The 24168-nt window shown below is 71.8% G+C and carries 17 protein-coding genes and 1 pseudogene; 7 read left to right on the forward strand and 11 right to left on the reverse strand.

All coding sequences use genetic code 11. The annotated features are described in order from the left end of the window. Positions 1–2 precede the first annotated feature (2 nt). The 4 genes from ACZ3YL_RS03900 to ACZ3YL_RS03915 are packed head-to-tail and all read left to right on the forward strand — an operon-like array spanning position 3 to position 5705. A complete protein-coding gene (locus ACZ3YL_RS03900; protein ID WP_188302024.1) occupies positions 3–953 on the forward strand; it encodes an ABC transporter permease in 951 nt (316 codons plus the stop codon). After that, positions 950–1813, forward strand: a complete 864-nt coding sequence (locus ACZ3YL_RS03905) for an ABC transporter permease (protein WP_465655171.1) — start codon at positions 950–952, stop codon at positions 1811–1813. Before ACZ3YL_RS03900 ends, ACZ3YL_RS03905 begins: the two co-directional genes overlap by 4 nt. Next, positions 1810–3390, forward strand: coding sequence for an ABC transporter ATP-binding protein (locus tag ACZ3YL_RS03910; RefSeq protein ID WP_465655173.1), 1581 nt, complete (start codon positions 1810–1812; stop codon positions 3388–3390). Before ACZ3YL_RS03905 ends, ACZ3YL_RS03910 begins: the two co-directional genes overlap by 4 nt. Further along, positions 3387–5705: an arylsulfatase gene (locus ACZ3YL_RS03915; RefSeq protein WP_465655175.1), complete on the forward strand. Its 2319-nt coding sequence runs from the start codon at positions 3387–3389 to the stop codon at positions 5703–5705. Before ACZ3YL_RS03910 ends, ACZ3YL_RS03915 begins: the two co-directional genes overlap by 4 nt. 52 nt (positions 5706–5757) lie before the next feature. Here ACZ3YL_RS03915 and ACZ3YL_RS03920 read toward each other — a convergent pair whose 3' ends face one another. The 5 genes and pseudogenes from ACZ3YL_RS03920 to ACZ3YL_RS03940 form a co-directional block, all read right to left on the reverse strand. Beyond that, entirely contained in the window at positions 5758–6561 is an 804-nt protein-coding gene (locus ACZ3YL_RS03920; RefSeq protein ID WP_465655177.1) for an aryl-sulfate sulfotransferase, read from the reverse strand. Positions 6562–6705: 144 nt separating this feature from the next. Further along, the gene (locus tag ACZ3YL_RS03925) at positions 6706–7380 is read right to left on the reverse strand and encodes a CBS domain-containing protein (protein WP_188302028.1); all 675 of its coding nucleotides are present in this window, start codon (positions 7378–7380) and stop codon (positions 6706–6708) included. 60 nt (positions 7381–7440) lie between these two features. Further along, complete coding sequence (locus ACZ3YL_RS03930; protein WP_465655179.1) at positions 7441–7887, reverse strand: universal stress protein; 447 nt, start codon at positions 7885–7887, stop codon at positions 7441–7443. Between the two features lie 222 nt (positions 7888–8109). Further along, a pseudogene (locus ACZ3YL_RS03935) lies at positions 8110–8735 on the reverse strand (universal stress protein). Positions 8736–8809: 74 nt separating this feature from the next. Then, complete coding sequence (locus tag ACZ3YL_RS03940; RefSeq protein ID WP_188302029.1) at positions 8810–9016, reverse strand: universal stress protein; 207 nt, start codon at positions 9014–9016, stop codon at positions 8810–8812. Positions 9017–9331: 315 nt separating this feature from the next. On the opposite strand from ACZ3YL_RS03940, the gene ACZ3YL_RS03945 reads away from it, so the two are divergent. Then, positions 9332–10900 carry an oleate hydratase gene (locus tag ACZ3YL_RS03945; protein ID WP_465655181.1) on the forward strand — a complete coding sequence of 523 codons (1569 nt, stop codon included), beginning with the start codon at positions 9332–9334 and terminating at the stop codon, positions 10898–10900. A 162-nt stretch (positions 10901–11062) separates the two neighbouring features. Beyond that, complete coding sequence (locus tag ACZ3YL_RS03950; RefSeq protein WP_188302031.1) at positions 11063–11689, forward strand: hypothetical protein; 627 nt, start codon at positions 11063–11065, stop codon at positions 11687–11689. A gap of 303 nt (positions 11690–11992) precedes the next feature. On the opposite strand, the gene pflA is transcribed toward ACZ3YL_RS03950, so the two are convergent. The 6 genes from pflA to ACZ3YL_RS03980 form a co-directional block, all read right to left on the reverse strand. Continuing rightward, a complete protein-coding gene (gene pflA, locus ACZ3YL_RS03955) occupies positions 11993–12805 on the reverse strand; it encodes a pyruvate formate-lyase-activating protein (protein ID WP_465655183.1) in 813 nt (270 codons plus the stop codon). 74 nt (positions 12806–12879) lie between these two features. Continuing rightward, on the reverse strand, positions 12880–15144 hold the full coding sequence (gene pflB, locus ACZ3YL_RS03960) for a formate C-acetyltransferase (protein WP_465655185.1): 2265 nt from the start codon (positions 15142–15144) through the stop codon (positions 12880–12882). Between the two features lie 14 nt (positions 15145–15158). After that, the gene (adhE, locus tag ACZ3YL_RS03965) at positions 15159–17822 is read right to left on the reverse strand and encodes a bifunctional acetaldehyde-CoA/alcohol dehydrogenase (protein ID WP_465655187.1); all 2664 of its coding nucleotides are present in this window, start codon (positions 17820–17822) and stop codon (positions 15159–15161) included. A gap of 232 nt (positions 17823–18054) precedes the next feature. Continuing rightward, a complete protein-coding gene (locus ACZ3YL_RS03970) occupies positions 18055–18915 on the reverse strand; it encodes a universal stress protein (protein WP_188302035.1) in 861 nt (286 codons plus the stop codon). A gap of 131 nt (positions 18916–19046) precedes the next feature. Then, positions 19047–19844 carry a universal stress protein gene (locus tag ACZ3YL_RS03975; RefSeq protein ID WP_465655189.1) on the reverse strand — a complete coding sequence of 266 codons (798 nt, stop codon included), beginning with the start codon at positions 19842–19844 and terminating at the stop codon, positions 19047–19049. 39 nt (positions 19845–19883) lie between these two features. After that, a complete protein-coding gene (locus ACZ3YL_RS03980; protein WP_465655191.1) occupies positions 19884–22265 on the reverse strand; it encodes a phosphoketolase family protein in 2382 nt (793 codons plus the stop codon). 315 nt (positions 22266–22580) lie between these two features. On the opposite strand from ACZ3YL_RS03980, the gene ACZ3YL_RS03985 reads away from it, so the two are divergent. Further along, a partial coding sequence (locus tag ACZ3YL_RS03985) for an oleate hydratase (protein ID WP_465655193.1) occupies positions 22581–24168 on the forward strand: 1588 nt, incomplete at its 3' end.

Genomic DNA, 24168 nt, shown 5'->3' on the forward strand with positions numbered 1-24168 from the left:
CCATGCGATCCTTCCTCCTGCGACGACTGCCCTCGGGGCTGCTGGTGCTCCTGCTGGCGTCGTTCCTCGTCTTCCTCGTCCTGCGGCTGATTCCCGGCGACCCCGCCACCAGCCTGGCCGGCCCGGACGCCGGGCCCGAGGCCGTCGCCGCCGTCCGCGCCCGGCTCGGCCTGGACGAGCCGCTGCCCAGCCAGTACCTGCGCTGGATAGGCGACCTGCTCACCGGGAACCTCGGCCCGAGCTACGCGATCGGCGGCCAGGTCGCCGACCTGATCGGCAACGGCCTCGGTGCCACCGTCGAACTCACCCTCGGCGCCCTGGTGCTGGTCGTCGCGCTGGCCCTGCCGCTCGGTGTGCTCGGCGCCTGCGCCCGGCGGCGTCCGGTCGCCGCCGCCGTCCGCGCGGTGACCACCGGGGTGCTCGCCGTACCGCCGTTCGTCACCGGGGTGGTGCTGGTCCTGGTGTTCGCGGTCACCCTCGGGTGGCTGCCGGCCGGCGGGCACGAGCCCCTCCTCGACCAACCCGACCTGGCGGTGCAGTACCTGCTGCTGCCCGCCGTCTGCCTCGCCCTGCCCAGCGCCGCCATCCTGGCGCGCTATCTCAAGGACGGCCTGGAGCGGGCCCTCGCCGAGGACTACGTGCGCACCGCGACCGCCCTCGGCGTCTCCCGCCGGCGGATCGTCTGGCGGCACGCACTGCCCAGCGCGCTGCCGCCCACGGTCACCGTCCTCGGCCTGCAGATCGGCCAACTCCTCGGCGGCACCGTGCTGGTGGAAGCCATCTTCGCCTGGCCGGGCCTCGGCCAGCTGACCGAGCAGGGCGTGCTGCGCCGGGACTACCCGGTGGTGCAGGACCTGCTCCTGCTGCTCGTCGCCGCCCACGTCGCCGTCCAGCTGCTCACCGACCTGGTGTACGCGTGGCTGGACCCCCGGATCCGCTGGGAGGGCCGATGACCGCCGCCGCCGAGACGCCGATGACGGCCGCCGCCACCGAGACCCGGAGCAGGAACCCGTACCTCGCGGGCCTGCTCACCGGACGCGGGCTGACCGGCCTGGCGCTGGTCGCCGCCGTGGTGCTGGCGGGGCTGTTGGCACCCGTGCTCACCAGTGCCGACCCGAACGCGCAGAGCGCGCTGGCGTTGGCCGGGCCGAGCGCGGCGCACCCGTTCGGCACCGACGACCTGGGGCGCGACCTGTTCAGCCGGGTCCTGCACGGGATCGGCACCGACCTGGTGATCAGTCTCACGGCCGTGCCGGTCGGCGCGGCGCTGGGCTGCACGCTGGCGCTGCTCGGGGCGGCCTCCCGGTTCGCCGACGTGGCGGTGCAGCGGGTCTTCGACCTGGTGCTGGCCTTCCCCGGGCTGATCCTGGCGCTCGCCGTCACCGCAGTGCTCGGGCCGGGGAGGTGGCCGGTGGTGATCGTCATCGCGCTGGCCGAAATCCCGGGGTTCGGAAGGCAGTTGCGCGCCGGGATCCTGGTGCAGCGGGAGCGCGAGTACGCGCTCGCCGCGCGGGTCGGCGGGGCCGGCCGGGCCCGGGTGCTCCTCCGGCACGTGCTGCCGAACGCGGCCGATCCGCTGATCGTGCAGAGCGCCGTCGCCCTGTCGATCGCCGTCTTCGTCGAGGGCGCGATGAGCTTCCTCGGCGTGGGCATCCGGCCGCCGGACCCGTCGCTCGGCAGCATCCTCAGCCAGTCCATGGCCTACCTGTCCACCCACCCGACCTTCGCGGCCGCCCCGCTGGTCGCGGTCACCGCGCTGGTGCTCGGATTCACCCTGATCGCCGAGGCCCTCAACCGGGGAGTGCGCCGATGAGCACTGTTCTCGAAGTACGCGACCTGACGGTCGAGTTCGAGCGGACCAGGGCCGTCGACAGGGTCGGCTTCGAGCTGGCCGCCGGGGATACGGTGGGTGTGGTCGGCGAGTCCGGCTCGGGCAAGTCCACCACCGCGCTCGCCCTGCTGCGGATGCTGCCCTCGGGCGGCCGGATCACCGCGGGCTCCGTCCTGCTGGACGGGCAGGACCTCGCCGCCCTCCCGGAGGACGCGCTGCGTGCCCTGCGCGGGCGACGGATCGCCATGGTCTTCCAGGACCCGATGTCCTCCCTCAACCCGGTGCTGACCATCGGCCGCCACCTGGACGAGGCGCTGCGCGCCCACACCGTCCACGACCGGGCAGCACGGCGGGAGCGGGCACTGGAGCTGCTCGACCTGGTCGGCATCCCCGAGGCGGCCGAGCGCCTGCGGGACCATCCGCACCAGTTCTCCGGCGGCCAGCGCCAGCGCATCATGATCGCCCTGGCCCTGGCCAACGAGCCCGACGTGCTGGTCGCCGACGAGCCGACCACCGCGCTCGACCCGACCGTCCAGCGGCAGATCCTGCGGCTGCTCGCCCGGATCAACGAGACCACCGGCACCGCCCTGGTGGTGATCAGCCACGACCTGGGGGTGATCGCGCAAACCTGCCGCCGCATCCTGGTGATGCGCCACGGCCGGGTCGTCGAGCACGGCCCCACCGAGGACATCCTCACCGAGCCCCGGCACCCCTACACCAGGCAGCTGGTGGCAGCGGTGCCCCGGCTGGACGCCCCGTCCACAGCCGCCGCCAACAGCTCCCCGGGCGAGGAGCCGGTGCTCACCATCTCCGGGCTGCGCAAGACCTACGGCACCCGCCGGCGGCGCACGGCGGCGCTGGACGGCGTGGACCTGGTCCTGCACCCCGGCGAGACGCTCGGGCTGGTCGGCGAGTCCGGCTCCGGGAAGTCCACCCTCGCCCAGGCGCTGGTGCAGGTGCACACGCCGACGGGGGGCAACATCCGCTTCCGCGGGCAGGACCTGCGGGCCGCCGGACGAGCCGCCAGGCGGGATATCCAGATGGTCTTCCAGGACCCGTACTCCTCGCTCAACCCCCGCATGACGGTGGGGCAGATCATCGCCGAGCCGCTGATCGCCCACCGCATCGGCGACCGCGCCTCGCGGGCTGCCCGGGTGGCGGAGCTGCTGCGCCGGGTCGGCCTGGACCCCGACACGGCCGACCGCCATCCGCGCGCCTTCTCCGGCGGCCAGCGCCAACGCATCGGCATCGCCCGGGCGCTCGCCCCCGAGCCCAGCGTCCTGATCTGCGACGAACCGGTCTCGGCGCTGGACGTCTCGATCCAGGCCCAGGTCGTCGAGCTGCTGGCCGAACTCCAGCGCGACCTCGGGCTCGCCGTGCTCTTCATCGCCCACGACCTCGCCGTGGTCCGCCAGGTCAGCCACCGCATCGCCGTCATGCGCCGGGGCCGGATCGTCGAGACCGGCCCCGCCGACCAGGTGGTCACCGACCCGCAGCACCCCTACACGGCCGAACTCCTCGCCGCCGTCCCCCGACTCACCATCCGGAGCACAGCATGAGCACCCGTCGCGACCCGTACGAGGGATTCACCGGCAGCGTGGGCCGCACCTTCCGCGAGTCCACGCCCGCATGGCCCAGCCGCACCCGCCCGCGCGAGGGCGCACCCAACATCGTCGTGGTCCTGATCGACGACATGGGCTACAGCGACATCGGACCGTTCGGCTCCGAGATCCCCACCCCGACGCTGGACCGCCTCGCCGCCACCGGAGTGAAGCTGGCCAACTACCACACCATGCCGCTCTGCTCGCCCGCCCGCGCCGCCCTGCTGACCGGCCTGAACCCGCACCGGGTCGGCTACTCCTTCGTCGCCAACGCCGATCCCGGCTTCCCCGGCTACGGCATGGAGGTCGCGGGCGACATCCCCACCCTCGCCGAGCTGCTGCACGACGGCGGCTACGCCACGTACGCCGTCGGCAAGTGGCACCTGACCCGCGACTCGGCCTCCAACGCGGCCAACGACCGCTCCAACTGGCCGCTGCAGAAGGGCTTCGACCAGTACTACGGCGTGCTGGAGGGCCTGACGAGTCTCTTCCACCCGCACCAACTGGTCCGCGACAACAGTCCGCTGGACATCGACGAGTTCCCGGACGGCTACTACTACACCGACGACATCACCGACCAGGCGATCGCCATGGTCAAGTCGCTGCGCGCACACGACGACACCAAGCCGTTCTTCCTCTACCTGGCGCACAACGCCGTCCACGGACCGCTCCAGGCCAAGCCGGAGGACCTGGCCCGGCACAAGGGCCGCTACGACGGGGGCTGGGACGAGCTGCGCGCCGCCCGTTTCGCCCGCCAGCTCGCCGCCGGGCACTTCCCCGAGGGCACCCGGCTGCCGGACCGCAACTCCGAGGCGGGCTACGACGTCGGGCCGTGGGACGGACTCACCGAGGTGCAGCAGAAGCTCTACGCCCGCTACATGGAGGTGTACGCGGCGATGGTCGACAACGTCGACCAGAACCTCGGCCGCCTCACCGACACCCTGGCCGCCCTCGGCGAACTCGACAACACTGTCATCCTCTTCACCTCCGACAACGGTGGCACCGGCGAGGGCGGACCGGAGGGCACCCGCAGCTACTTCAGCCGCTTCGTCCACCACCCCGACCTGCCCGCGGACTGGAACCCGGACGTCGAGCGGGAGATCGAGCTGATCGGCGGCCCGCAGAGCCTGGTCCACTATCCGCGCGGCTGGGGCATGGCCTCCAACACCCCCTTCCGCTTCTACAAGGGCCAGACCTACGCGGGCGGAGTACGGGTGCCGTTCGTCCTCTCCTGGCCCGCCGGTCTCCCGCGCGCCGAGAACGACACCGGTGTGCGCACGCAGTACCAGTACGTCACCGACCTCCTGCCCACCCTGCTCGAACTCGCGGGCATCGAAAGACCCGAGATCCGCGCCGGGCAGCCCGTCCAGGAGCTGGACGGCACCAGCTTCGCCTCCGTGCTTCGCGAGCCGCACGCCGACAGCACCCACACCGAGCAGTACTGCGAGATGACCGGCAACCGCAGCTACTACCGCAACGGCTGGAAGCTGGTCACTCTGCACCGCCCGGGCACGCCCTACGACGACGGCGAGTGGGCACTGTACGACCTGCACGCCGACCCCACCGAGATCGATGACCTCGCGGCCGAATTCCCCGCGGTCGTCAAGGAGTTGGCCGAGGCCTGGGAGAACGCCGCCTGGCGCGACGGCGTCTTCCCGCTCGCCGACGGCAGCGGCGCGCTGGCCCTGCGGGGGCCCGAGGACGCCCGCCTGCGCCGCCCGGTGACCCTGCTGGCCGGTACCCCGGAGCTGGAGCGCTACCGCTCCTCGCGGCTGATCTCCTTCCGCTCCTTCGACATCGTGGCCGAGCTCGACGACCACCGCGCCGACGACCAGGGCGTGCTCGTCTCGCACGGCGACCAGGGAGGCGGGTACAGCCTGTACGTGGAGGACGGCCGGCTCCGGTTCGCGTACAACGAGTACGGCGAGCTGTACGAGACGGATGCCCGGCCACTGGCCCCGGGCGCCCGCACCGTCACCGTCGAGGCCCTGGCCGTGGCCGACCTCAAGTGGGAGTTCCGGCTGCTGGTCGACGGTGAGGAGACCGGCCGCCTCGGACCGGTGCACCAACTCATCGGCATGGCCCCCTTCCAGGGCATCAGCGTCGGCCTCGACCGCAAGTCCCCGGTCTCCTGGCCGCTCTTCGAACGCCACCGCAGCTTCCGGTACACCGGCGCCCTCCGCTCGGTCACCTACGTGCCCGGCGAGCCCGCCCCGTACGACCCGGAGACCGTCGCGCGGGCGCTCCAGGCGGCCGCGGCGGCGTTCGAGTGACACAGGGCCCCGGCCCGCGCGGGCGGGCCGGGGCCGTCGCATCCGTGTGCCGTCAGAGCCAGGGGATCTGCTCGGCGGAGTAGCGGTAGGCGCGGAAGACGGCGTTCTGCGCTCCACGGGAGGACTCCAGGCCCACCCCCTGGCCGAAGGCGCCGAACTCGGGCACGACGTACTCCCAGACCACGTCCCCGTCCGGGGTGACCTCGAAGAGTCGGCCGAAGGAGCCCTCGGCGATGAAGGTGTTGCCGTTGGGAAGCCGCTGGGCGCTGGACATGTAGGGGCTGTAGAAGTTCTGCGGCGGGTTGTCCTCGTACGTCCAGACCAGCCGGCCGCTCGCCGGGTCGATCTCGACGACCCGGGAGTAGGGCACCGAGGTGGTGTCGCGGTAGGTGCCGTTGTCGAAGACCAGGATGGTGCCGCCCGCCAGCTCGTGCGGGTGGTGCTGCTGGGCGAGCACGTCCGGGCCGAGCCGCCAGCGGACACTCCCGTCGGCCCGGTCGACGGCGACCGTCGTGGAGGCGCTGCGGAAGCCCACCACCACGCCGCCGTCGGCGAGTTCGTTGACGGTGTTGGCCATCGGCCAGTGCTCGCGGGCGAAGTGCGGGTTGAGCGGGGCAAGTTCGGGGTCGAGGTGCTCGATCGCGGCCCAGCGCCAGACCACTTCGCCCTCCCACGTGAGCTCGTACACCACGTCGCCGTAGGTGACTCCGCCGGGCGCCTCCGAGCCGGGGATGCCGCCCGAGATGCGGGCGGCGTCGGCCGGGTCGAGCGGCTCGACGCCGAGGACCAGCAGGTTTCCGTTGCGCAGCACGGACGCGTCGTGGTGGTGGAACGGGTTCCGGACCTCGCGCAGCACCGTGCCGTCCGGCGCGATCTCCTGGAGGATGCGGCATGCAAGTGAGTTGGAACTTATCGGCGGGTGCGAACGGTACCGGTCGGCCGCCGTCGAAGTCCTCGACGGCGGCCGGTGCCGGATCCCGCGGGTGGTTGCGGCGGAGAGTCAGCCGGCCCGGTTCAGGGCAGTGGTGGCCTTCGCGCGGTGGTCGAGGTGGCTGGCGACGTCGACGACGCCGTCCACGCTGCGGCACAGGCGCTCGACCACCGCCGCCTGGCCGCCGTGGCCGAGCGCGCCGGTGAGGGTCACGCGGCCGTCCTGCACCCGGACGTCCACGGTGTCCGGGTCGATGCCCAGGACGCGGCGCAGGACCTCGGCCCGGATCTCCTCGCGGATCGCCGCATCGTGGCGCAGGAACACGCGGAGCAGGTCGCTGCGGCTGACGATGCCCACCAGGCGGCCGGCCTCGTCGACGACGGGCAGGCGCTTGACGCGCTCGCTCTGCATCAGGCGGGCCGCTTCGACCACCGTCCACTCCGGGCGCGCGCACACGGCCGGGGTGGTCATGAGGCCCACGGCGGTGGTCGCCCGGCTGCGGGCGCGCTCGCGGGGCGGCAGGTCCGGGGTGAGCAGCAGTCCGGCGGGGTCCTCCTGGGCGGCCTCGTTGAGCAGCAGGTCGGCTTCGGAGACCAGACCGAGCGGCCGGTCCTCCTGGTCCAGGACGGGCACGGCGGTGATGTCGTGCTCGGCGAGCAGCCGGACGATCTCCTTGAATCCGGTGTCGGGCCGTACGTGCACGACCGCCGGGGTCATCAGTTCTCCCACGATCCGGTGTCGCATGGTCGGTTCGCTCCTTTCCGATCGGCGGCGCGGCCGCGCGTCGGGTGCTGGGTGTGCGGGTCAGTCGTTCCGGTGGCGGACCACGACGACGGGGCAGGGCGCGTGCTGGACGCAGTGCTGGCCTACCGAGCCGAGCAGGGCTCCGGTGAATCCTCCGTGGCCCCTGCTGCCGACGACCAGGAGTTCGGCGCCGCGGGCCGCGTCCAGCAGGCACGCCGCGGCGCCGCCCTCCTGCACCCGGGTCCTGATCTCGACCGGGGCGTCGGAACCGGTCGCCACCGTGACGCTGTCGTCGAGGATCTTCCGCGCGATGCCCGGGAGATCCTCGTAGGCCTCGATCGGCACTGTCCACCCGGTGGCCACCGGGTGCTGCCACGCGATCAGGGCCTCCACCACGGCGCCCTGCATGCGGGCCTGGCCGACGGCCCACCGGAGTGCGTCGACCGATGCCGGCGATCCGTCGACACCGACCACGATCCGCTGCTCCGGTCCGGTCTGCTCGCTCACGTGCCTTCTCCTTCGTGTTCTCGTTGGTCTCAACCATCGGCACTGCCGGCGGACTTGCGAAGGACCGAACGGGTCCCGAAGGCCGGGACCTTCAGCCCGGCCCTTGCCCAGCACAGGAATGTGAGTTCCCTGCCGAAGGCGATGCCGTACGGTGCGGTCTTGGGCCTGCCGGTCCCGCCCGGACCGCGTGAGCGGTCGAGGCTGGGATCCGCCCCATGCCCCTCAGCGCCCCTTGCGCAGGGGGACGACGATCAACGGGCACTCCGCGTGCTCGACGAGGGCATGACTCACCGACCCCAGGAGCAGACCCCGGAAACTGCCGAGGCCCCGCGAACCGACAACGAGGCACAGGGCCCGAGTCGCCTCGCCCAGCAGTGCTCCCACGGGGCGCCCGAACACCACCTCGTGCTCGACTTCGACTCGCGGTCGCGCTTGCGCAACTCGGCGGTTGCGCGCAGCAGTTCGACCTCAGCGCGGCCTGCAGACTCAGCGCGCGCTGCGGAGGTCCGTTCCTGGCGGGCCCGGCAGACTCGGACTACGCGCAGCACGGCACCGCGTGCCGCGGCCTGCGCGAAGGCGAGTTCCAGAGCCGCCAGGGAGTCCTGCGATCCGTCCGCTCCGACGACGGCCAGCGGCCTGGGGCATTCACGGCGGTATCCGCCGTCTCGCGGACGACCGCCACCGGGCAGGGGGCGTGGGAGCTGAGCGACGCCGATCGGCGGGAGCGTGAGCACCTGCTCGGCAACCGGCCTGCGCTTGCCTCCGACGACCAGGAGCGAGGCGTCCGCGGCCTGCTCCAGCAGGCCTCGCGCCCGTGGCCCGTCGACCGCGCGGGTCTCGGTCTCCACACTGGGGTGCCTCTCCTCAACGAGCTTGAGTGCCTGTGCCAGGACGATGTCGCCCCCGACTCGGAGGTGATCGTTCAGCAGTCGCGGGGGTCCTCATCCGGATCGCTCTGCGGCCGCTCCAGGACGTGGACCAGCCGCAGCGCCCTGCCCGTGCGGGCGGCCTCGTCCGCCGCCCAGGTCACGGCTCCGCGGCTGGCCGCGGAGCGGCCGACGCCGACGACCAGGGGCCCGAGCAGGGACACGGGCGCGGGCACGGCGGGGGTTGGTCCGGGACTGTTCATGGGTCTCCTCCTCGGGTCCTGCGGTAGGTGTGCGCCCGGTCAACCCTTCCTTCCCGCACCGCTGTTCGGCAGGGTCCACATTGCCCTGCGGCAGAGCCCGAAGGTCCCGGTCCGCCGGTCCCGCGAACCCGGGATGCCACCGGGACCGTCGTTCCGCCATCGGTGACCAATGGCCCAACGACCCGTCGGCCGACTCGGGAGCAAGCTGTCGTCCGCACCCCCGATCGATGGACTCGATCGCCCGGCGTCGACCGCCGGGATCGCTGCTCATCCAGCCGATGGCGGTTCAGTGCACGACAGTTGAGGAGATCTCCGATGCCCAAGGCCCACCTGGTCGGAGGCGGCATCGCCGCCCTGTCCGCAGCAACGTTCCTCATCCGGGACGCGGGTTTCACCGGCGACGACATCCACCTCTACGAGGACCAGGAGGTGGTCGGCGGCAGCCTGGACGCGGGCGGTACGCCCGAGACGGGGTACACGATGCGCGGCGGCCGGATGTTCGAGGCACAGTTCCGCTGCACGTACGACCTGCTGTCCGGCATCCCGTCGCTGGACGACCCGTCGAAGTCGGCCACCCAGGACATCCTCGACTCACACGAGGAGTCCCCCTGGGACGACACCGCCCGCCTGGTGCGGGCGGGTGGCGAGATCTGCGACGGACACGCCATGGGCTTCTCCGAACGCCACCGGCTCGAACTGGTCAAGTGCCTGGCCACGCCCGAGCGGCTGCTGGACGGCAAGCGCATCACGGACTGCTTCGACGAGGGCTTCTTCACCACCGACTTCTGGTACATGTGGTGCACCACCTTCGCGTTCGAACCCTGGCACAGCGCCATCGAGTTCCAGCGCTACCTCAAGCGCTTCATCCACCTCTTCCCGGAGTTCCAGACGATGTCCGGGATCTACCGGACCCGCTACAACCAGTACGACTCGATCGTCCGCCCGCTCACCGCCTGGCTCCTGGAGCAGGGAGTCCACCTCCACACCGGCCGCCGAGTCGCGGACCTGGCCTTCCGGCGCGGGCCGGGAACGAGCGTCGAGCGCATCCACTTCACCGGCGCGCACGCCGACATCCCGGTTGCCGAGGACGACCTCGTGTTCGTCACCAACGGCTCGATGACCGCCGACTCCGTCCTCGGCTCCCACACCGCCCCGCCGGCGAGCCCGAACACCTCCCTCAGCCCCGACTCCTTCCTGCTGTGGCACCGGATAGCGCGCGGCCGCGAGGACTTCGGCAACCCCGCCGTCTTCGACCACCACCCGGACGAATCCACCTGGGAGTCCTTCACCGTCACGGCCAAGGACCCCGCCTTCCTCGACTGGATGGAGAAGTTCACCGGCCGCCCGACCGGCCACGGCGGACTGCTCACCCTCACCGACTCCCCGTGGCTGCTCACCGTCGTCGTCAACCGCCAGCCGGTCTACCAGCAGCAGCCCGAGGAGGTATCCGTGTGGTGGGGCTACGGCCTCTTCCCCGACAAGCCCGGCACCTTCGTCAAGAAGCCGATGAGGGAGTGCAGCGGCGCGGAGATCCTCCAGGAAGTCCTCCAGCACCTGGCCGTGGACCCCGACACCGCCGAGAAGATCGCCGAGACCTCGAACGCCATCCCCTGCCTGATGCCCTACATCACCAGCCAGTTCCTGGCACGAAGCCACGGCGACCGGCCGCAGGTGGTCCCGAAGGGCTCCACCAACCTCGCCTTCATCGGCCAGTACGCCGAGGTCCCCGACGACGTCGTCTTCACCGTCGAGTACTCCGTACGCACCGCCTGGGCCGCCGTCGCGCAACTGCTCGACCTCGACCGGCAGCCCCCGGCTGTCCACAAGGGCCACCACGACCCGCACGTCCTGGCTCAGGCCCTGCACACCATGCACCGCAAGTAGCCCGACCGGCGCACCCCGGGGAGGCGGGCGCGGCGCCGTCCGCCTCCCCGCTCCACCCGGCCCCGGTGCCTGGGAGCTCGGCGCCTCAAGGCCCGGCCGACGGTCCTGTCCCGGCGCCACAGAACGACCGATCCATCGTGAAATCGACAAGGAGAGCTCGCCATGGCCGTCCATCACCCGCACCTCCCCCGGTTCACCCACCGTCTGACCACGGGCCGGCGCCCGGTCGCGACCCGGCGCTCCCGGGAGACATCGGGCGCCGTCGCCCTGACCACCGGGGCAGGGCTCGCGATCGCGGGCGCCAGGATCACCGTCGGCTTCGTCTTCCTCTGGGCCTTCCTCGACAAGACATTCGGCCTCGGCTACGCCACCGGAGAGGCCGGCTCCTGGCTCAACGGCGGCTCCCCGACGAAGGGCTTCCTCAGCCACGTCTCGGCCGGTCCGCTCCAGTCCACCTTCCACGCCTGGGCCGGGCAGGCCTGGGCCGACTGGCTGTTCATGCTCGGCCTGCTCGGCATCGGCCTCGCCTTCGTCGGCGGCGTCGGGATGCGCGTCGCCGCCGGTGGCGGCACCCTGCTCCTGGCCCTGATGTGGGCCGCCGAGTGGCCGCCCGCCCGGCAGCTGGCCAACGGCGCCGCCAGCGGTTCCAGCAACCCCGTCGTCGACTACCACGTCGTCTACGCGCTGCTGCTCATCGCGCTGGCCGCCGTCGGCGCGGGCGATGTCTGGGGGCTGGGGCGCCGCTGGGCTGCCCTCCCGGTCGTCCGCGAGCACGCCTGGCTCCGCTGAGACCCCACCGCCGTCCCGGAAGCACCGCACACTGAGGCCCCGCGGCCGGAGCCCGGCGGCACCAACCCCTCCACGGGGAAGGTGCCGTCGGCTCCGGCGGTTTCCGGTTCAGCGCGCCCCTGATCTCCGACACCACACCGGCAGACATCGCTGCCGGCTGGGGCAGCCAGACCAAGGCCGGCGCACCGTGTCAGGCCGCGGCGCCCACCCGCCGCGGCACTTCGGCTCCCGGGCACACGAGAGCGAGGCTTCCCGTCGGGGAGCCTCGCTCTCGTGCGATGCGTCGGCGTCCGGTCAGGTACGTCAGACGGTGTGCAGGCCGTGGGCCTCGAACACGGCACGCGCCTGCGCCGTCTGGTCGCTGGTGGGCGCCGGGGTGTCCGCCAGCGTGCAGTCCAGGCCCAGCGCACGCCACTTCGCCATGCCGAGCTTGTGGAACGGGAGGACGTCGACCCTGGTGACGTTGCCCAGCGACGCGGCGAAGGCGGCGACCCCCTCGACGTTCTCGATGGGGTCGGTCAGGCCGGGGACGAGGACGAAGCGGACCCAGGCCTCCTTGCCGAGATCCGCCAGACGGCGGGCGAAGTCCAGGGTGGGGGCCAGCTCCCGCCCGGTCAGGTGCCGGTAGAGGGCGCGGTCCCAGGACTTGACGTCGAGCAGGACGAGGTCGGTGTCGGCGAGCAGCGCGTCGGTGGCGCGGATGCCCAGGAAGCCGGAGGTGTCCAGCGCGGTGTGCAGGCCGAGTCCGTGCTTGAAGCGGTGCAGCAACTCGCCGGTGAAAACCGGCTGAAGCAGCGGCTCGCCACCGCTGACGGTGGCGCCGCCGCCGGAGGCGCGGATGAACTCGACGCACTTGGCCGCCTCGCTGACGATCTCGTCCGCGCGGATGCGCCGCCCGTCACGCAGGTGCCAGGTATCGGGGTTGTGGCAGTACAGGCAGCGCAGCGGGCACCCGGCCAGGAAGGCGACGAAGCGGGTGCCGGGGCCGTCGACACCGGTGGACAGGTCCCAGGAGTGGAACATTCCGCCGGCCGGGCGCCTGCTGGCGACGGCGGCCGGTGTCGCGGCCGACGCGGATCGACTCGACAGATGGACGGGCAGAACGGGGTCGGGCATGGGAATCTCCCGGTAAAGCGCGGTGCCGGCGCCCTTGGTCGGGGATGCGCCGGCACCGCGAGCGGGGGTGAGGCCTACAGGGCGTCGTGGAAGGTGCGGCCGATCACGTCGAGCTGCTGCTCCCGCGTGAGGCGGACGAAGTTGACCGCGTAGCCGCTGACCCGGATGGTCAGCTGCGGGTACTTCTCCGGGTGGTCCATGGCGTCCAACAGGGTGTCCCGGTCGAGGACGTTGACGTTCATGTGGAAGCCGTGGCAGGTGACGTAGCCGTCCAGGACGCCCACCAGGTTGGTGATCCGCTCGGCCTCGGTGCGCCCGAGCGCGTCCGGGGTGACGGTGTTGGTGAGCGAGATGCCGTCCTCGGCCTGCTGGTACGGCAGCTTCGCGACGGAGAGCGCGCTGGCCACGTAGCCGTGGACGTCGCGCCCGTTCATCGGGTTGGCGCCGGGGGAGAACGGCTCGCCAGTCCGCCGTCCGTCCGGGGTGTTGCCGGTCTTCTTGCCGTAGACGACGTTGGAGGTGATGGTCAGGACGGACTGGGTGTGCTCGGCGCCCCGATAGGTGGGGTGCTTGCGCACCTTCGCCATGAAGTCCTCGACCAGCCGGACCGCGATCTCGTCCGCCCGGTCGTCGTTGTTGCCGTACGCCGGATACTCCCCGTCGACGAGGTAGTCGGTGACCAGCCCGGTCTCGTCCCGCACGGGCCGGACCTTCGCGTACTTGATGGCCGACAGCGAGTCGGCGGCCACCGCGAGCCCGGCGATGCCGCAGGCCATGGTGCGCCGGACGTCCCGGTCGTGCAGGGCCATCTCGATCCGCTCGTAGGCGTACCTGTCGTGCATGTAGTGGATGACGTTCAGGGCGTGGACGTACGTCCCGGCCAGCCACTCCAACTGCTCGTCGAGGCGGGCCAGCACCTCGTCGTAGTCGAGCACGGTTCCGTCGACCGGATCGGTGGCCGGGCCGACCTGGGCGCCGGTCAGCTCGTCCCGGCCGCCGTTGATCGCGTAGAGGAGGGTCTTGGCGAGGTTGACCCGGGCGCCGAAGAACTGCATCTGCTTGCCGACCTCCATGGCGGAGACGCAGCAGGCGATCGCGGTGTCGTCGCCGAAGCGCGGGCGCATCAGCTCGTCGGACTCGTACTGCACCGAGGAGGTGTCGATCGACACTCGGGCGCAGAACTCCTTGAATCCCCTTGGGAGTTGCGGAGACCAGAAGACCGTCATGTTGGGCTCGGGCGCCGGGCCCAGGTTGTAGAGGGTCTGCAGGTAGCGGAAGGACGTCCGGGTGACCAGCGTCCGCCCGTCGGCGCCCATGCCGCCGATCGACTCGGTGACCCAGGTCGGGTCCCCGGAGAACAGCTCGTCGTACTCGGGGGTGCGCAGGAAGCGGACGATTCGGAGCTTGATGACGAAGTCGTCCACCAGCTCCTGGGCCTGGCGCTCCGTCAGTACACCTTCGGCCAGGTCGCGCTGGAGATAGACGTCGAGGAAGGTCGAGGTGCGGCCGAGCGACATCGCCGCGCCGTTCTGCTCCTTGACCGCCGCCAGGTAGGCGAAGTAGAGCCACTGGATCGCCTCGCGGGCGGTCGCGGCCGGGCCCGAGATGTCGTACCCGTAGCCGTCGGCCATCTGCTTGAGTTCGCCCAGCGCCCGGATCTGCTCGGCGAGTTCCTCGCGTTCGCGGATCGTCTCCTCCAGCCGGGCGGGGTCGGTGGGCGCCGCGTCCAGTTCGGCCTTCTCGGCGAGCTTGGCCTCGATCAGACGGTCCACGCCGTACAGGGCGACGCGGCGGTAGTCGCCGATGATCCGCCCGCGCCCGTAGGCGTCCGGCAGGCCGGTGATGACGCCGGCCTTGCGGGCGGCGAGGATCTCGGGGGTGTAGGCGTCGAAGACGCCGTCGTTGTGGGTCTTGCGGTACTCGGTGAAGACCTTCTCCAGCTGCGGGTCGACCGGGTAGCCGTAGGTGCGCAGCGCGCCAGCGACCATCCGCCAGCCGCCGCTCGGCATGATCGCGCGCTTGAGCGGGGCGTCGGTCTGCAGGCCGACGATCAACTCCCGTTCCCGGTCGATGTATCCAGGCGCATGCGCGGTGATGCTCGACGGGACGTCGTACGCGATGTCGAGGACCCCCTTGGCGCGCTCCTCGGGGAAGCGGGCGGTGATCCGCTTCCACACGGCCAACGTCCGCTCGGTGGGACCGACCAGGAAGGAACTGTCGCCCTCGTACGGGGTGTAGTTGTGCTGGATGAAGTCACGGACGTCGATCGCGTCCCGCCAGAGTCCGCCCTTGAAGCCGGCCCAGGCGCTCGTGGTGTTTTCCTGCTGCGAGGTGGCCATGTCGGTGTCCTCTCTCAGGCCTCGTCGCCGTAGTAGGCCTGGCGCATCAGCTGCTGCATGTCGGCGACCATCGGCATCCGGGGGTTGGCGGGGGCGCACTGGTCCTCGTAGGCGTTCATCGCCTGCTGGGGCAGGGCGGCGAGGAAGGCCGCCTCGTCCACGCCCGCCGCCTTGTAGGAGCGCGGGATGCCGACCTTGTCGCGCAGTTCCTCGACCGCCGCCGCGAGGGACTCGACGCCCTGCTCCGGGGTCGCGGCCGGCAGGCCGAGCATCCGGGCGATGGCCTGATAGCGCTCCGGGGCGGTGTAGCTCTGGTACTTGGGCCAGCCGGTGACCTTCGCCGGGGCGGAGCCGTTCCAGCGGATCACGTGCGGCAGCAGCAGGGCGTTGGTGCGGCCGTGGGCGATGTGGAAGGTGGCGCCGAGGGTGTGAGCCATGGCGTGGACCGCGCCCAGGAAGGCGGAGCCGAAGGCCATTCCGGCGATCGTCCCGGCGTTGTGCATCTTCTCCCGTGCCACCGGGTCGTCCGGGCCGTTCAGCACGGCCCGTTCCAGGTTCTCGAAGATGAGCCGGATACCCTGGAGCGCCAGGCCGTCGGTGAAGTCGTTGGCGTAGACGGACACGTAGGTCTCGATGCAGTGGGTGAGGGCGTCGAAGCCGGTGTCCGCGGTGACGTGCTTCGGCAGGCCGGTGGTGAGCGCCGGGTCGACGATGGCCACGCTCGGGGTGAGCGCGTAGTCGGCGAGCGGGTACTTCTGGCCGGTGGCGGTGTCGGTGATCACCGCGAAGGGGGTGACCTCGCTGCCGGTGCCGGAGGTGGTCGGGATGCACACCAGCTTGGCCTTCTCGCCGAGGTCGGGGAAGGTGAAGGCGCGCTTGCGGATGTCGAAGAACTTCTCCTTCAGGTCCGCGAACTCGACCTCCGGGTGCTCGTACATCAGCCACATCACCTTGGCGGCGTCCATCGGTGAGCCGCCGCCGAGCGCGATGATGGTGTCCGGTTCGAACTCCCGCATCAGGGCGGCGCCCTTGCGTACGGTGTCGATGCTCGGATTGGGCTCGACGTCGTCCACCACCCGCACCTCGACCGGGTCGCGGCGGCGGTCGAGCACGCCGCGGATCCGCTCCAGGTGGCCGATCTCCACCATGGTCCGGTCGGTGACAACGGCGATCCGGTGGGCGTTCGGCATGCTCGCCAGGTACTTGACCGAGTTGCGCTCGAAGTAGATCTTCGGCGGGACCTTGAACCACTGCATGTTGGTGTTGCGCCGCCCGATCCGCTTGATGTTGACGAGGTTCAGCGCCGAGACGTTCCCGGACACCGAGTTGTGCCCGTAGCTGCCGCAGCCGAGGGTCATCGAGGGGGTGAAGGCGTTGTAGACGTCGCCGATGCCGCCCTGCGAGCTGGGCGCGTTCCAGATGATCCGGCAGGCCTTGACCGCGTGCCCGAACTCCTCGGCGAACGCCGCGTCCTCGGTGTGCACCGCGGCCGAGTGCCCGAGGCCGTCGAACTCCACCATCGCAGCGGCCAGTTCGACACCCTCGCGGCGCGAGCGGGCGGTGAGGACGGCGAGCACCGGGCAGAGCTTCTCCCGGGTCAGCGGTTCGGCCGGCCCGACCCGGTCGCAGTCGGCGAGGATCACCGAGGTGTCGGCCGGCACCTCGAAGCCCGCCTCCTCGGCCACCTGCGCGGCCGAACGGCCCACCACCGCCGAGTTCAGCCGGCCGCCGGCGCAGCCGGTACCGTCGCCGGTACCGAACAGGTACCGCTCCAGCAGCGCCTTCTCCTCGACGCTCGCGTGGTGCGCCTTCAGCTTCCGGAACTCGGCGAGCGCGGCGTCGCGGATCTCCGCGTCCAGGACGACGGCCTGTTCGGAGGCGCAGATCATGCCGTTGTCGAAGGACTTGGACAGGACGATGTCGTTGACCGCCCGCTTCAGGTCCGCGCTCCGCTCCACGTACGCCGGCACGTTGCCCGCGCCAACGCCCAGAGCCGGCTTGCCGCACGAGTACGCGGCCCGCACCATCGCGTTGCCGCCGGTGGCCAGGATCGTCGCGACGTCCGGGTGCTTCATCAGCGCGCCGGTGGCCGCCATCGACGGCTCCTCGATCCACTGGATGCAGTGCTCCGGCGCGCCGGCCGCCACCGCCGCGTCCCGCACGATCCGGGCCGCCTCGGCGGAGCAACGCTGGGCCGAGGGGTGGAAGCCGAAGACGATCGGGTTGCGGGTCTTGAGCGCGAGCAGGCACTTGAAGATCGTCGTCGAGGTCGGGTTGGTGACCGGGGTGATACCCGCGACCACGCCGACCGGCTCGGCGATCTCCACGATGCCGTCGATCTCGTCCCGGTGCACCACCCCGACCGTTTTCGTCCGGGCCATCACGTGGGTGACGTTCTCGCAGGCGAAGACGTTCTTCACCGCCTTGTCCTCGAACACCCCGCGCCCGGTCTCCTCCACCGCCAGCACCGCGAGGCCGGTGTGCCGCTCCAGCGCGGCCAGCGAGGCCTTCTTGACGATGTGATCGACCTGCTCCTGGGTGAACGGCGCATACGCGGCCAGCGCGTCGAGCGCGTTGCGCACCAGACGGTCGACAGCGATGTCCGCGGTCGGCACTGTGACCTGGGCCTGGACCGGGACGGAGGGGGCTTTCGCCTCGGTCTGTGTCTGGCGGGGCATGGGCTGGACCACCTTTCGGTTTCCGGGGAAGCTGGCGCCCGCAGATGTCCGGTCGGGCTGTCCACCGACAGCCTCCCCCGGCCGATGCGGGCCGGGCCCCGGCCATTGGGGGTAGTCCTGCGGGCCGAAGGTCCTCTCGTTCGCCCGCGCCCGCGTGGTCCCCCGTGGACACGCCGACGGCCGTGGTGCGGACCGCTGTCGGTCCGCACCACGGCCGTGCGCGGGGCCGGCCTCAGTCGTGCGGCACGATCGCGACCGGGCTGTGCGCGTGGTGGAGCACGGCGTGGGCGACGGAGCCCAGCCAGGGCGCGGCCGGGTGGAGCCTGGGCCGGCGGCGTCCCACCACCGTCAGGCAGGCGCTCCGGGAGGCCTCCACCAGCGCCCGTCCGGCCGGCCAGGCGGTGAGCTCGGCCTGGACCCGGACCTCCGGGTGCTTCTCCCGCCAGGGGGCCAGGGCGTCCTGGAGCCGCATCAGCTCCGCGGCTTCCAACGCCTCCCTGATCTCCCGCTGGTCCACCACGGCCTCGGTCGAGTACGGCCCCGCGGGCACCTTCCGGCTCTCCAGCACGCGCAGCGTCGCGCCCCGTGCCGCGGCCTGTTCGAAGGCGAAGGCGATGACGTCCGGGCAGGCCTGGTCGCTGTCCAGCCCGACCACCACGTCGCCCGAGCCGCCGCCCTGGCCGTCGGCCCCGGCGCGGAGCAGCACGACGGGGCAGTTCGCGTGGCCCGCCACCCGCAGCGAGACGGAGCCGACCAGCAGCCCGGCGAACCCTCCCAGGCCGCGCGAGCCGAGCACCAGCAGGCCGTTGCGGCCCCCGGCGGCGGCGAGCGCGTAGGCCGGGTTCCCCGGCATGTGCTCGCAGGTCAGCTCCAGGCCGGGCAGCACGCTCGCTATGTGGTCCCGGGTGGCGAGCACCGACGGCGGCAGCGGCTCGCCGCCGCGGTCGGCCTCCCCGGGCGCGGGCGAGCTCGCGCCCCCGGCGTGGAGCAGCCGCAGCGGCCGGCCGCTGCGGCGCGCCTCCTGGGCAGCCCACTCGGCGGCGGCTGTACTCGTTCCCGATCCGTCGACTCCGACCACTACGGCGTACGGCATGATGACGGCCCTCCCTCGTTCGACGGTCCCGGCGCGGATGCCGGCGACCCCGGTGCGCGATCCACGATCGCGGTCGCCGCAGGCCGGTCCCAGGGGCCGAGCAGCCCCCAGGTGTGGCCCGAAGGTCCCGCTCACGCCTCCGGGACGATGGCGACCGGGCAGAGCGTGTGGTGCAGGACGGCGTGGCCGACCGGGCCGAGCGCGCCGACCAGGACTGCGGGCCGCCTGCCCAGCACCAGCAGTCGGGCCTTGGCCGACGCCTCCACCAGCGCCAGGCCCGCTCCCGCGCCTGTGCTGTCCGCGACGGCCTCGACCTCGGGATGGGCGGCCTGCCACGGCGCGAGGGTGCGGGCGAGGAGTTCGTCCTCGTCGTCGTCTGCCCCGGCGGCCGAGGCGTGGACGACGTGCAGCGGCAGTCCGTGGCGGCGTGCAGCGGCGAAGGCGAACTCCAGGGCCGCTTCGGTGGGTCGGCGGGCGTCCAGCCCGAGCACGATCTGCTCACGCGGTTCCGGACCCGGAGGGTCCACCGGGAGCACCACGGTCGGGCAGCCTGCTCGGGCGGCCAGGTGCAGGGCGGTGGACCCGATGCGCAGTCCGGGGAAGCCGCCGGCACCGCGGGCGGCGACAACGAGCAGTTCGGCGTCCTCCCCCGCGGCCACCAGCGCTGCGGTGGCGAGGTCGTGGACCTCCTCGGTGCGGGTCTCCAGCTGCGGGTAGCGCACCGCCAGGACGTGGCGGACCTCGTGCAGAAGGGCGCCTGGGTCGGGCCGCCGTCCTGCCGACCAGCTGGGGAGCAGATGAGGCATCAGGGGCAGGGCGTGCAGGACGCGCAGCGGGCAGCCGCGCAGCAGCGCCTCGCGGGCGGCCCAGTCGGCGGCGGTCAGGCTGGTGTCGGAGCCGTCGATTCCGACGGTGACGGGTAGCTCCATGGTGCTGTTCTCCTGCCGTTCGGCCCCCCTGGTTTTGGGTCAGCCCTGCCAGGTCCAGTCGGTGACCTCGGGCAGGTCGGTGCCGTGCTCGCGGATCCAGTCGTGGTGACGGGCACGTCGGTCTGTCATCTCCTGGCGCAGGGTGGCGGCGCGCACGGCCAGGCCGGGGACGCGGTCGATGACGTCCATGACGAGGCGGTAGCGGTCGAGGTCGTTGCGGACCACCATGTCGAAGGGCGTGGTGGTGGTGCCGGACTCCTTGTAGCCGCGCACGTGCAGCTGCGGGTGGACGGCCCGGCGGTAGGCGAGGCGGTGGATCAGCCACGGGTAGCCGTGGTAGGCGAAGATCACCGGCCGGTCGTGGGTGAACAGGGCGTCGAACTCGGCGTCGGGCATCCCGTGCGGGTGTTCCTCCGCGGGCATCAGCCGGGCCAGGTCGACCACGTTGACCACCCGGACGTGGAGGTCGGGCAGGTGTCGGCGGAGCAGGTCGGCAGCCGCGAGGACCTCCTGGGTGGGCACGTCACCGGCGCAGGCGAGGACGACGTCCGGCTCGGTGCCGTCCTCGGTGCCGGCCCATTCCCAGATCCCGGCGCCACGGGCGCAGTGGGCCCGCGCCTCGTCGAGGGTGAGCCAGTCGATGCAGGGCTGCTTGCCGGCGACCACGACGTTGACGTAGTCGCGGCTGCGCAGCACGTGGTCGGCGGTGGCGAGCAGGGTGTTGGCGTCCGGCGGGAAATAGACCCGCACGGCTTCGGGGCTCTTGTTGAGGACGTGGTCGACGAAGCCGGGGTCCTGGTGGGAGAAGCCGTTGTGGTCCTGGCGCCAGACGTGGGAGGTGAGCAGGTAGTTGAGCGAGGCGATCGGTGCGCGCCAGGGCAGGGCGCGGGTGGTGCGCAGCCACTTGATGTGCTGGTTGACCATGGAGTCGACGATGTGGACGAAGGCCTCGTAGCAGGAGAACAGGCCGTGCCGGCCGGTCAGCAGGTAGCCCTCCAGCCAGCCCTGGCAGGTGTGTTCGGAGAGGATCTCCATCACCCGGCCGTCGTGGGCGAGGTGTTCGTCGACGGGCAGGGTGTCGGCCTGCCACGCCTTGCCGGTCGCCCGGTAGACGGCCTGGAGGCGGTTGGAGGCGGTCTCGTCCGGGCCGACCAGGCGGAAGTCCCGGCGCTCGGCGGTGTCCGCCATCAGCTGGGCCAGCAGGTCGCCGAGCACCCGGGTGGGTTCGTGCAGCGTCGCGCCGGGCTTGTCCACGGGTACGGCGTAGCGCTCCAGCGGCGGCATCGGCAGGTCGCGCAGCAGCAGGCCGCCGTTGGCGTGCGGGTTGGCGCCGAGGCGGCGGGTGCCTTCGGGGACGCAGTCGAGGACCTGCGCCGCCGGGCGCCCGAGTTCGTCGAAGAGTTCCTCCGGCCGGTAGGAGCGCAGCCAGTCCTCCAGCTGCCGCAGGTGCGCGGGGTTGTCGCGGACCTGGTCGAGCGGCACCTGGTGGGCGCGCCAGGTGCCCTCGACCGGCAGGCCGTCGACCTCCGCCGGGCCCGTCCAGCCCTTGGGCGTGCGCAGCACGATGAGCGGCCAGTGCGGTCGGCGGGTGCTGCCGCCGGCGCGGGCCTCGTGCTGGATGGCGGCGATCCGGTCCAGGGCGGTGTCCATGGCCTCGGCCATGGCACGGTGGACCGTGAGCGGGTCGTCGCCGACTACGTACAGCGGGGCGTGGCCGTAGCCGCGCAGCAGGGCGTCGAGTTCGGCCTCGGGCAGGCGGGCGAGGACCGTCGGGTTGGCGATCTTGTAGCCGTTGAGGTGGAGGATCGGCAGGACGGCCCCGTCGTGGACGGGGTCGAGGAACTTGTTGCCGTGCCAGGAAGCCGCCAGCGGGCCGGTCTCGGCCTCGCCGTCGCCGATCACGCAGGCGACCAGCAGGCCGGGGTTGTCGAAGGCGGCACCGTAGGCGTGTGAGAGCGCGTAGCCGAGTTCCCCGCCTTCGTGGATGGAGCCGGGCGTCTCGGGGGCGACGTGACTGGGCACGCCGCCGGGGAAGGAGAACCGGCGGAACAGCCGGGCCATGCCGGCCTCGTCGCGGGTGATGTCGGGGTAGGTGTCGGTGTAGCTGCCGTCGAGCCAGGAGTTCGCGAGGACGGCGGGCCCGCCGTGCCCGGGGCCCCAGACGCAGACGGCGTCGAGGTCCCGGGCCTTGATCACACGGTTGAGGTGGGTGTGCACCAGGTTGAGGCCGGGCGAGGTGCCCCAGTGGCCCAGCAGGCGGGGCTTGATGTGCTCGGGACGCAGCGGTTCGCGCAGCAAGGGGTTCGCCATCAGGTAGATCTGGCCGGCCGCAAGGTAGTTGGCGGCCCGCCAGTGGACATCGAGCGCCCGGACCTCCTCGTCGGACGGTCCAGCGGGAGCCGAACTGGGGGTGATGGGCATGGCTGCGCACTCCTCGGAGTCTGTCGGATTCACCGACCGCCGACGGTCGGCCGACCTTCATCCTTCCCCCTCGGCCGAGGTCCGCGCAGGGCCGAAAAGGCCTCGTTCCACGGGATACCGGGGGCCGGTGGTCCCTGTTGTCCACGACTTCATCCGGACGGCCCCGCACCGCGCTCCGCCCCGGGACGTACGGCCCCGAAGTGGGGACCGCCGGCCCTGCGTCCGGGTGCGTCGCGTGCCACAGGCTGGCTGGCACCTGCACGACCCGTGCAGGCGCGCCGCACGGCGTGGACTCGTGGACGAGTGGGACAGATCATGATCGACAGCGGGCGCGGGACGAAGGCCTACCTGGTCGGCGGCGGCATAGCGGCACTGGCCGCCGCGGCCTTCCTGATCCGCGACGGCGAGTTCCCCGGCGAGAACATCCACGTCCTGGAGCAGCTCCCGCTGGCCGGCGGCTCGCTCGACGGGCGTGGATCCCCGGAACGGGCGTACGTGACCCGGGGCGGGCGGATGCTGGAGGACGAGGCGTACACCTGCCTGTGGAACCTCCTGGAGACGATCCCCACCCTCGACGACGAGAACGTCTCGGTGCGGGACGAGATCATCCGGTTCAACCGGGACTGCCCCACCCGTGCCAGGGCCCGGCTGATCGACCGGGACCACCGCGTCCTCGACGCCGCGCGCCTGGGTCTCGACGCCCAGGACCGGCTGGAGCTGGCCCGGTTGCTGGTCCTGCCGGAGTCGGTGATCGGCGACCGCCGGATCGACCAGTTCTTTTCCGAACACTTCTTCGCCACGAACTTCTGGGCGATGTGGCGCACCACCTTCGCCTTCCAGAACTGGCACAGCGCGATCGAGCTCAAGCGCTACTTCCTGCGCTTCCTCCAGGAGTTCCCGCGCATCCACACCCTGGCGGGCGTGCGCCGCACCCGCCTCAACCAGTACGACTCCATCGTCCGGCCGCTCACCCGGTGGCTGCAGGAGCGCGGTGTGCGCTTCGAGCACGGCGTCACCGTCACCGACGTCGACTTCACCGAGCAGGACGGTATCCGCCGCGCGAAGCGCCTCCACCTGCTCCGCGACGGCCACCGGGAGAGCGTCGAACTCGCCGAGCTCGACCTGGCGTTCATCACGCTCGGCTCGATGACCGCCGACGCTGCCTACGGCGACGACGACACCGTGCCGGAGCTGATCCGGGACAAGCGGGACGGCAACTGGACGCTGTGGGAGACCCTCTCCCGCAAGGCGCCGGACTTCGGCCAGCCGGCGGTCTTCAACGGCAACGTCGGCGAAGCCGCCTGGGAATCCTTCACGTTGACCATGCGAAGCCCCGCGCTGCTCGAGCACATCGAGGAGTTCAGCGGCAACGCCCCGGGCACCGGCGCGCTGATGACCTTCAAGGACTCGCCCTGGCTGATGTCGATCGTCGTGCCCCGTCAGCCGCACTTCGACGGGCAGCCCAAGGACGTCTTCACCCTCTGGGGCTACGGCCTGTTCATCGACACACCCGGCGAGCACACCGGCACGACGATGGCCGAGTCCACCGGACGGGAGATCCTCGCCGAACTCCTCGGCCAGCTCGGCTTCGACGACATCGCCGACGAGGTCCGCGCCACCACCACCGTCACCACCGTGATGATGCCCTACATCACCAGCCAGTTCGCCCGCCGCTCGGTCCACGACCGGCCCCGGGTGATCCCGCACGGTGCCCGGAACTTCGCCTTCCTCGGCCAGTACGTCGAGATCCCCGAGGACGTCGTCTTCACCGTCGAGTACTCGGTGCGCGGCGCCATGCACGCCGTGTACCGACTGCTCGGCCTCGACAAGCCGATTCCGCCCGTCCACCACGCCCTCTCCGATCCGAAGACGGCGTTCCGGGCGCTGAAGACCGCCTTCGGCC

It is taken from the genome of Kitasatospora sp. NPDC023176, assembly GCF_055560495.1.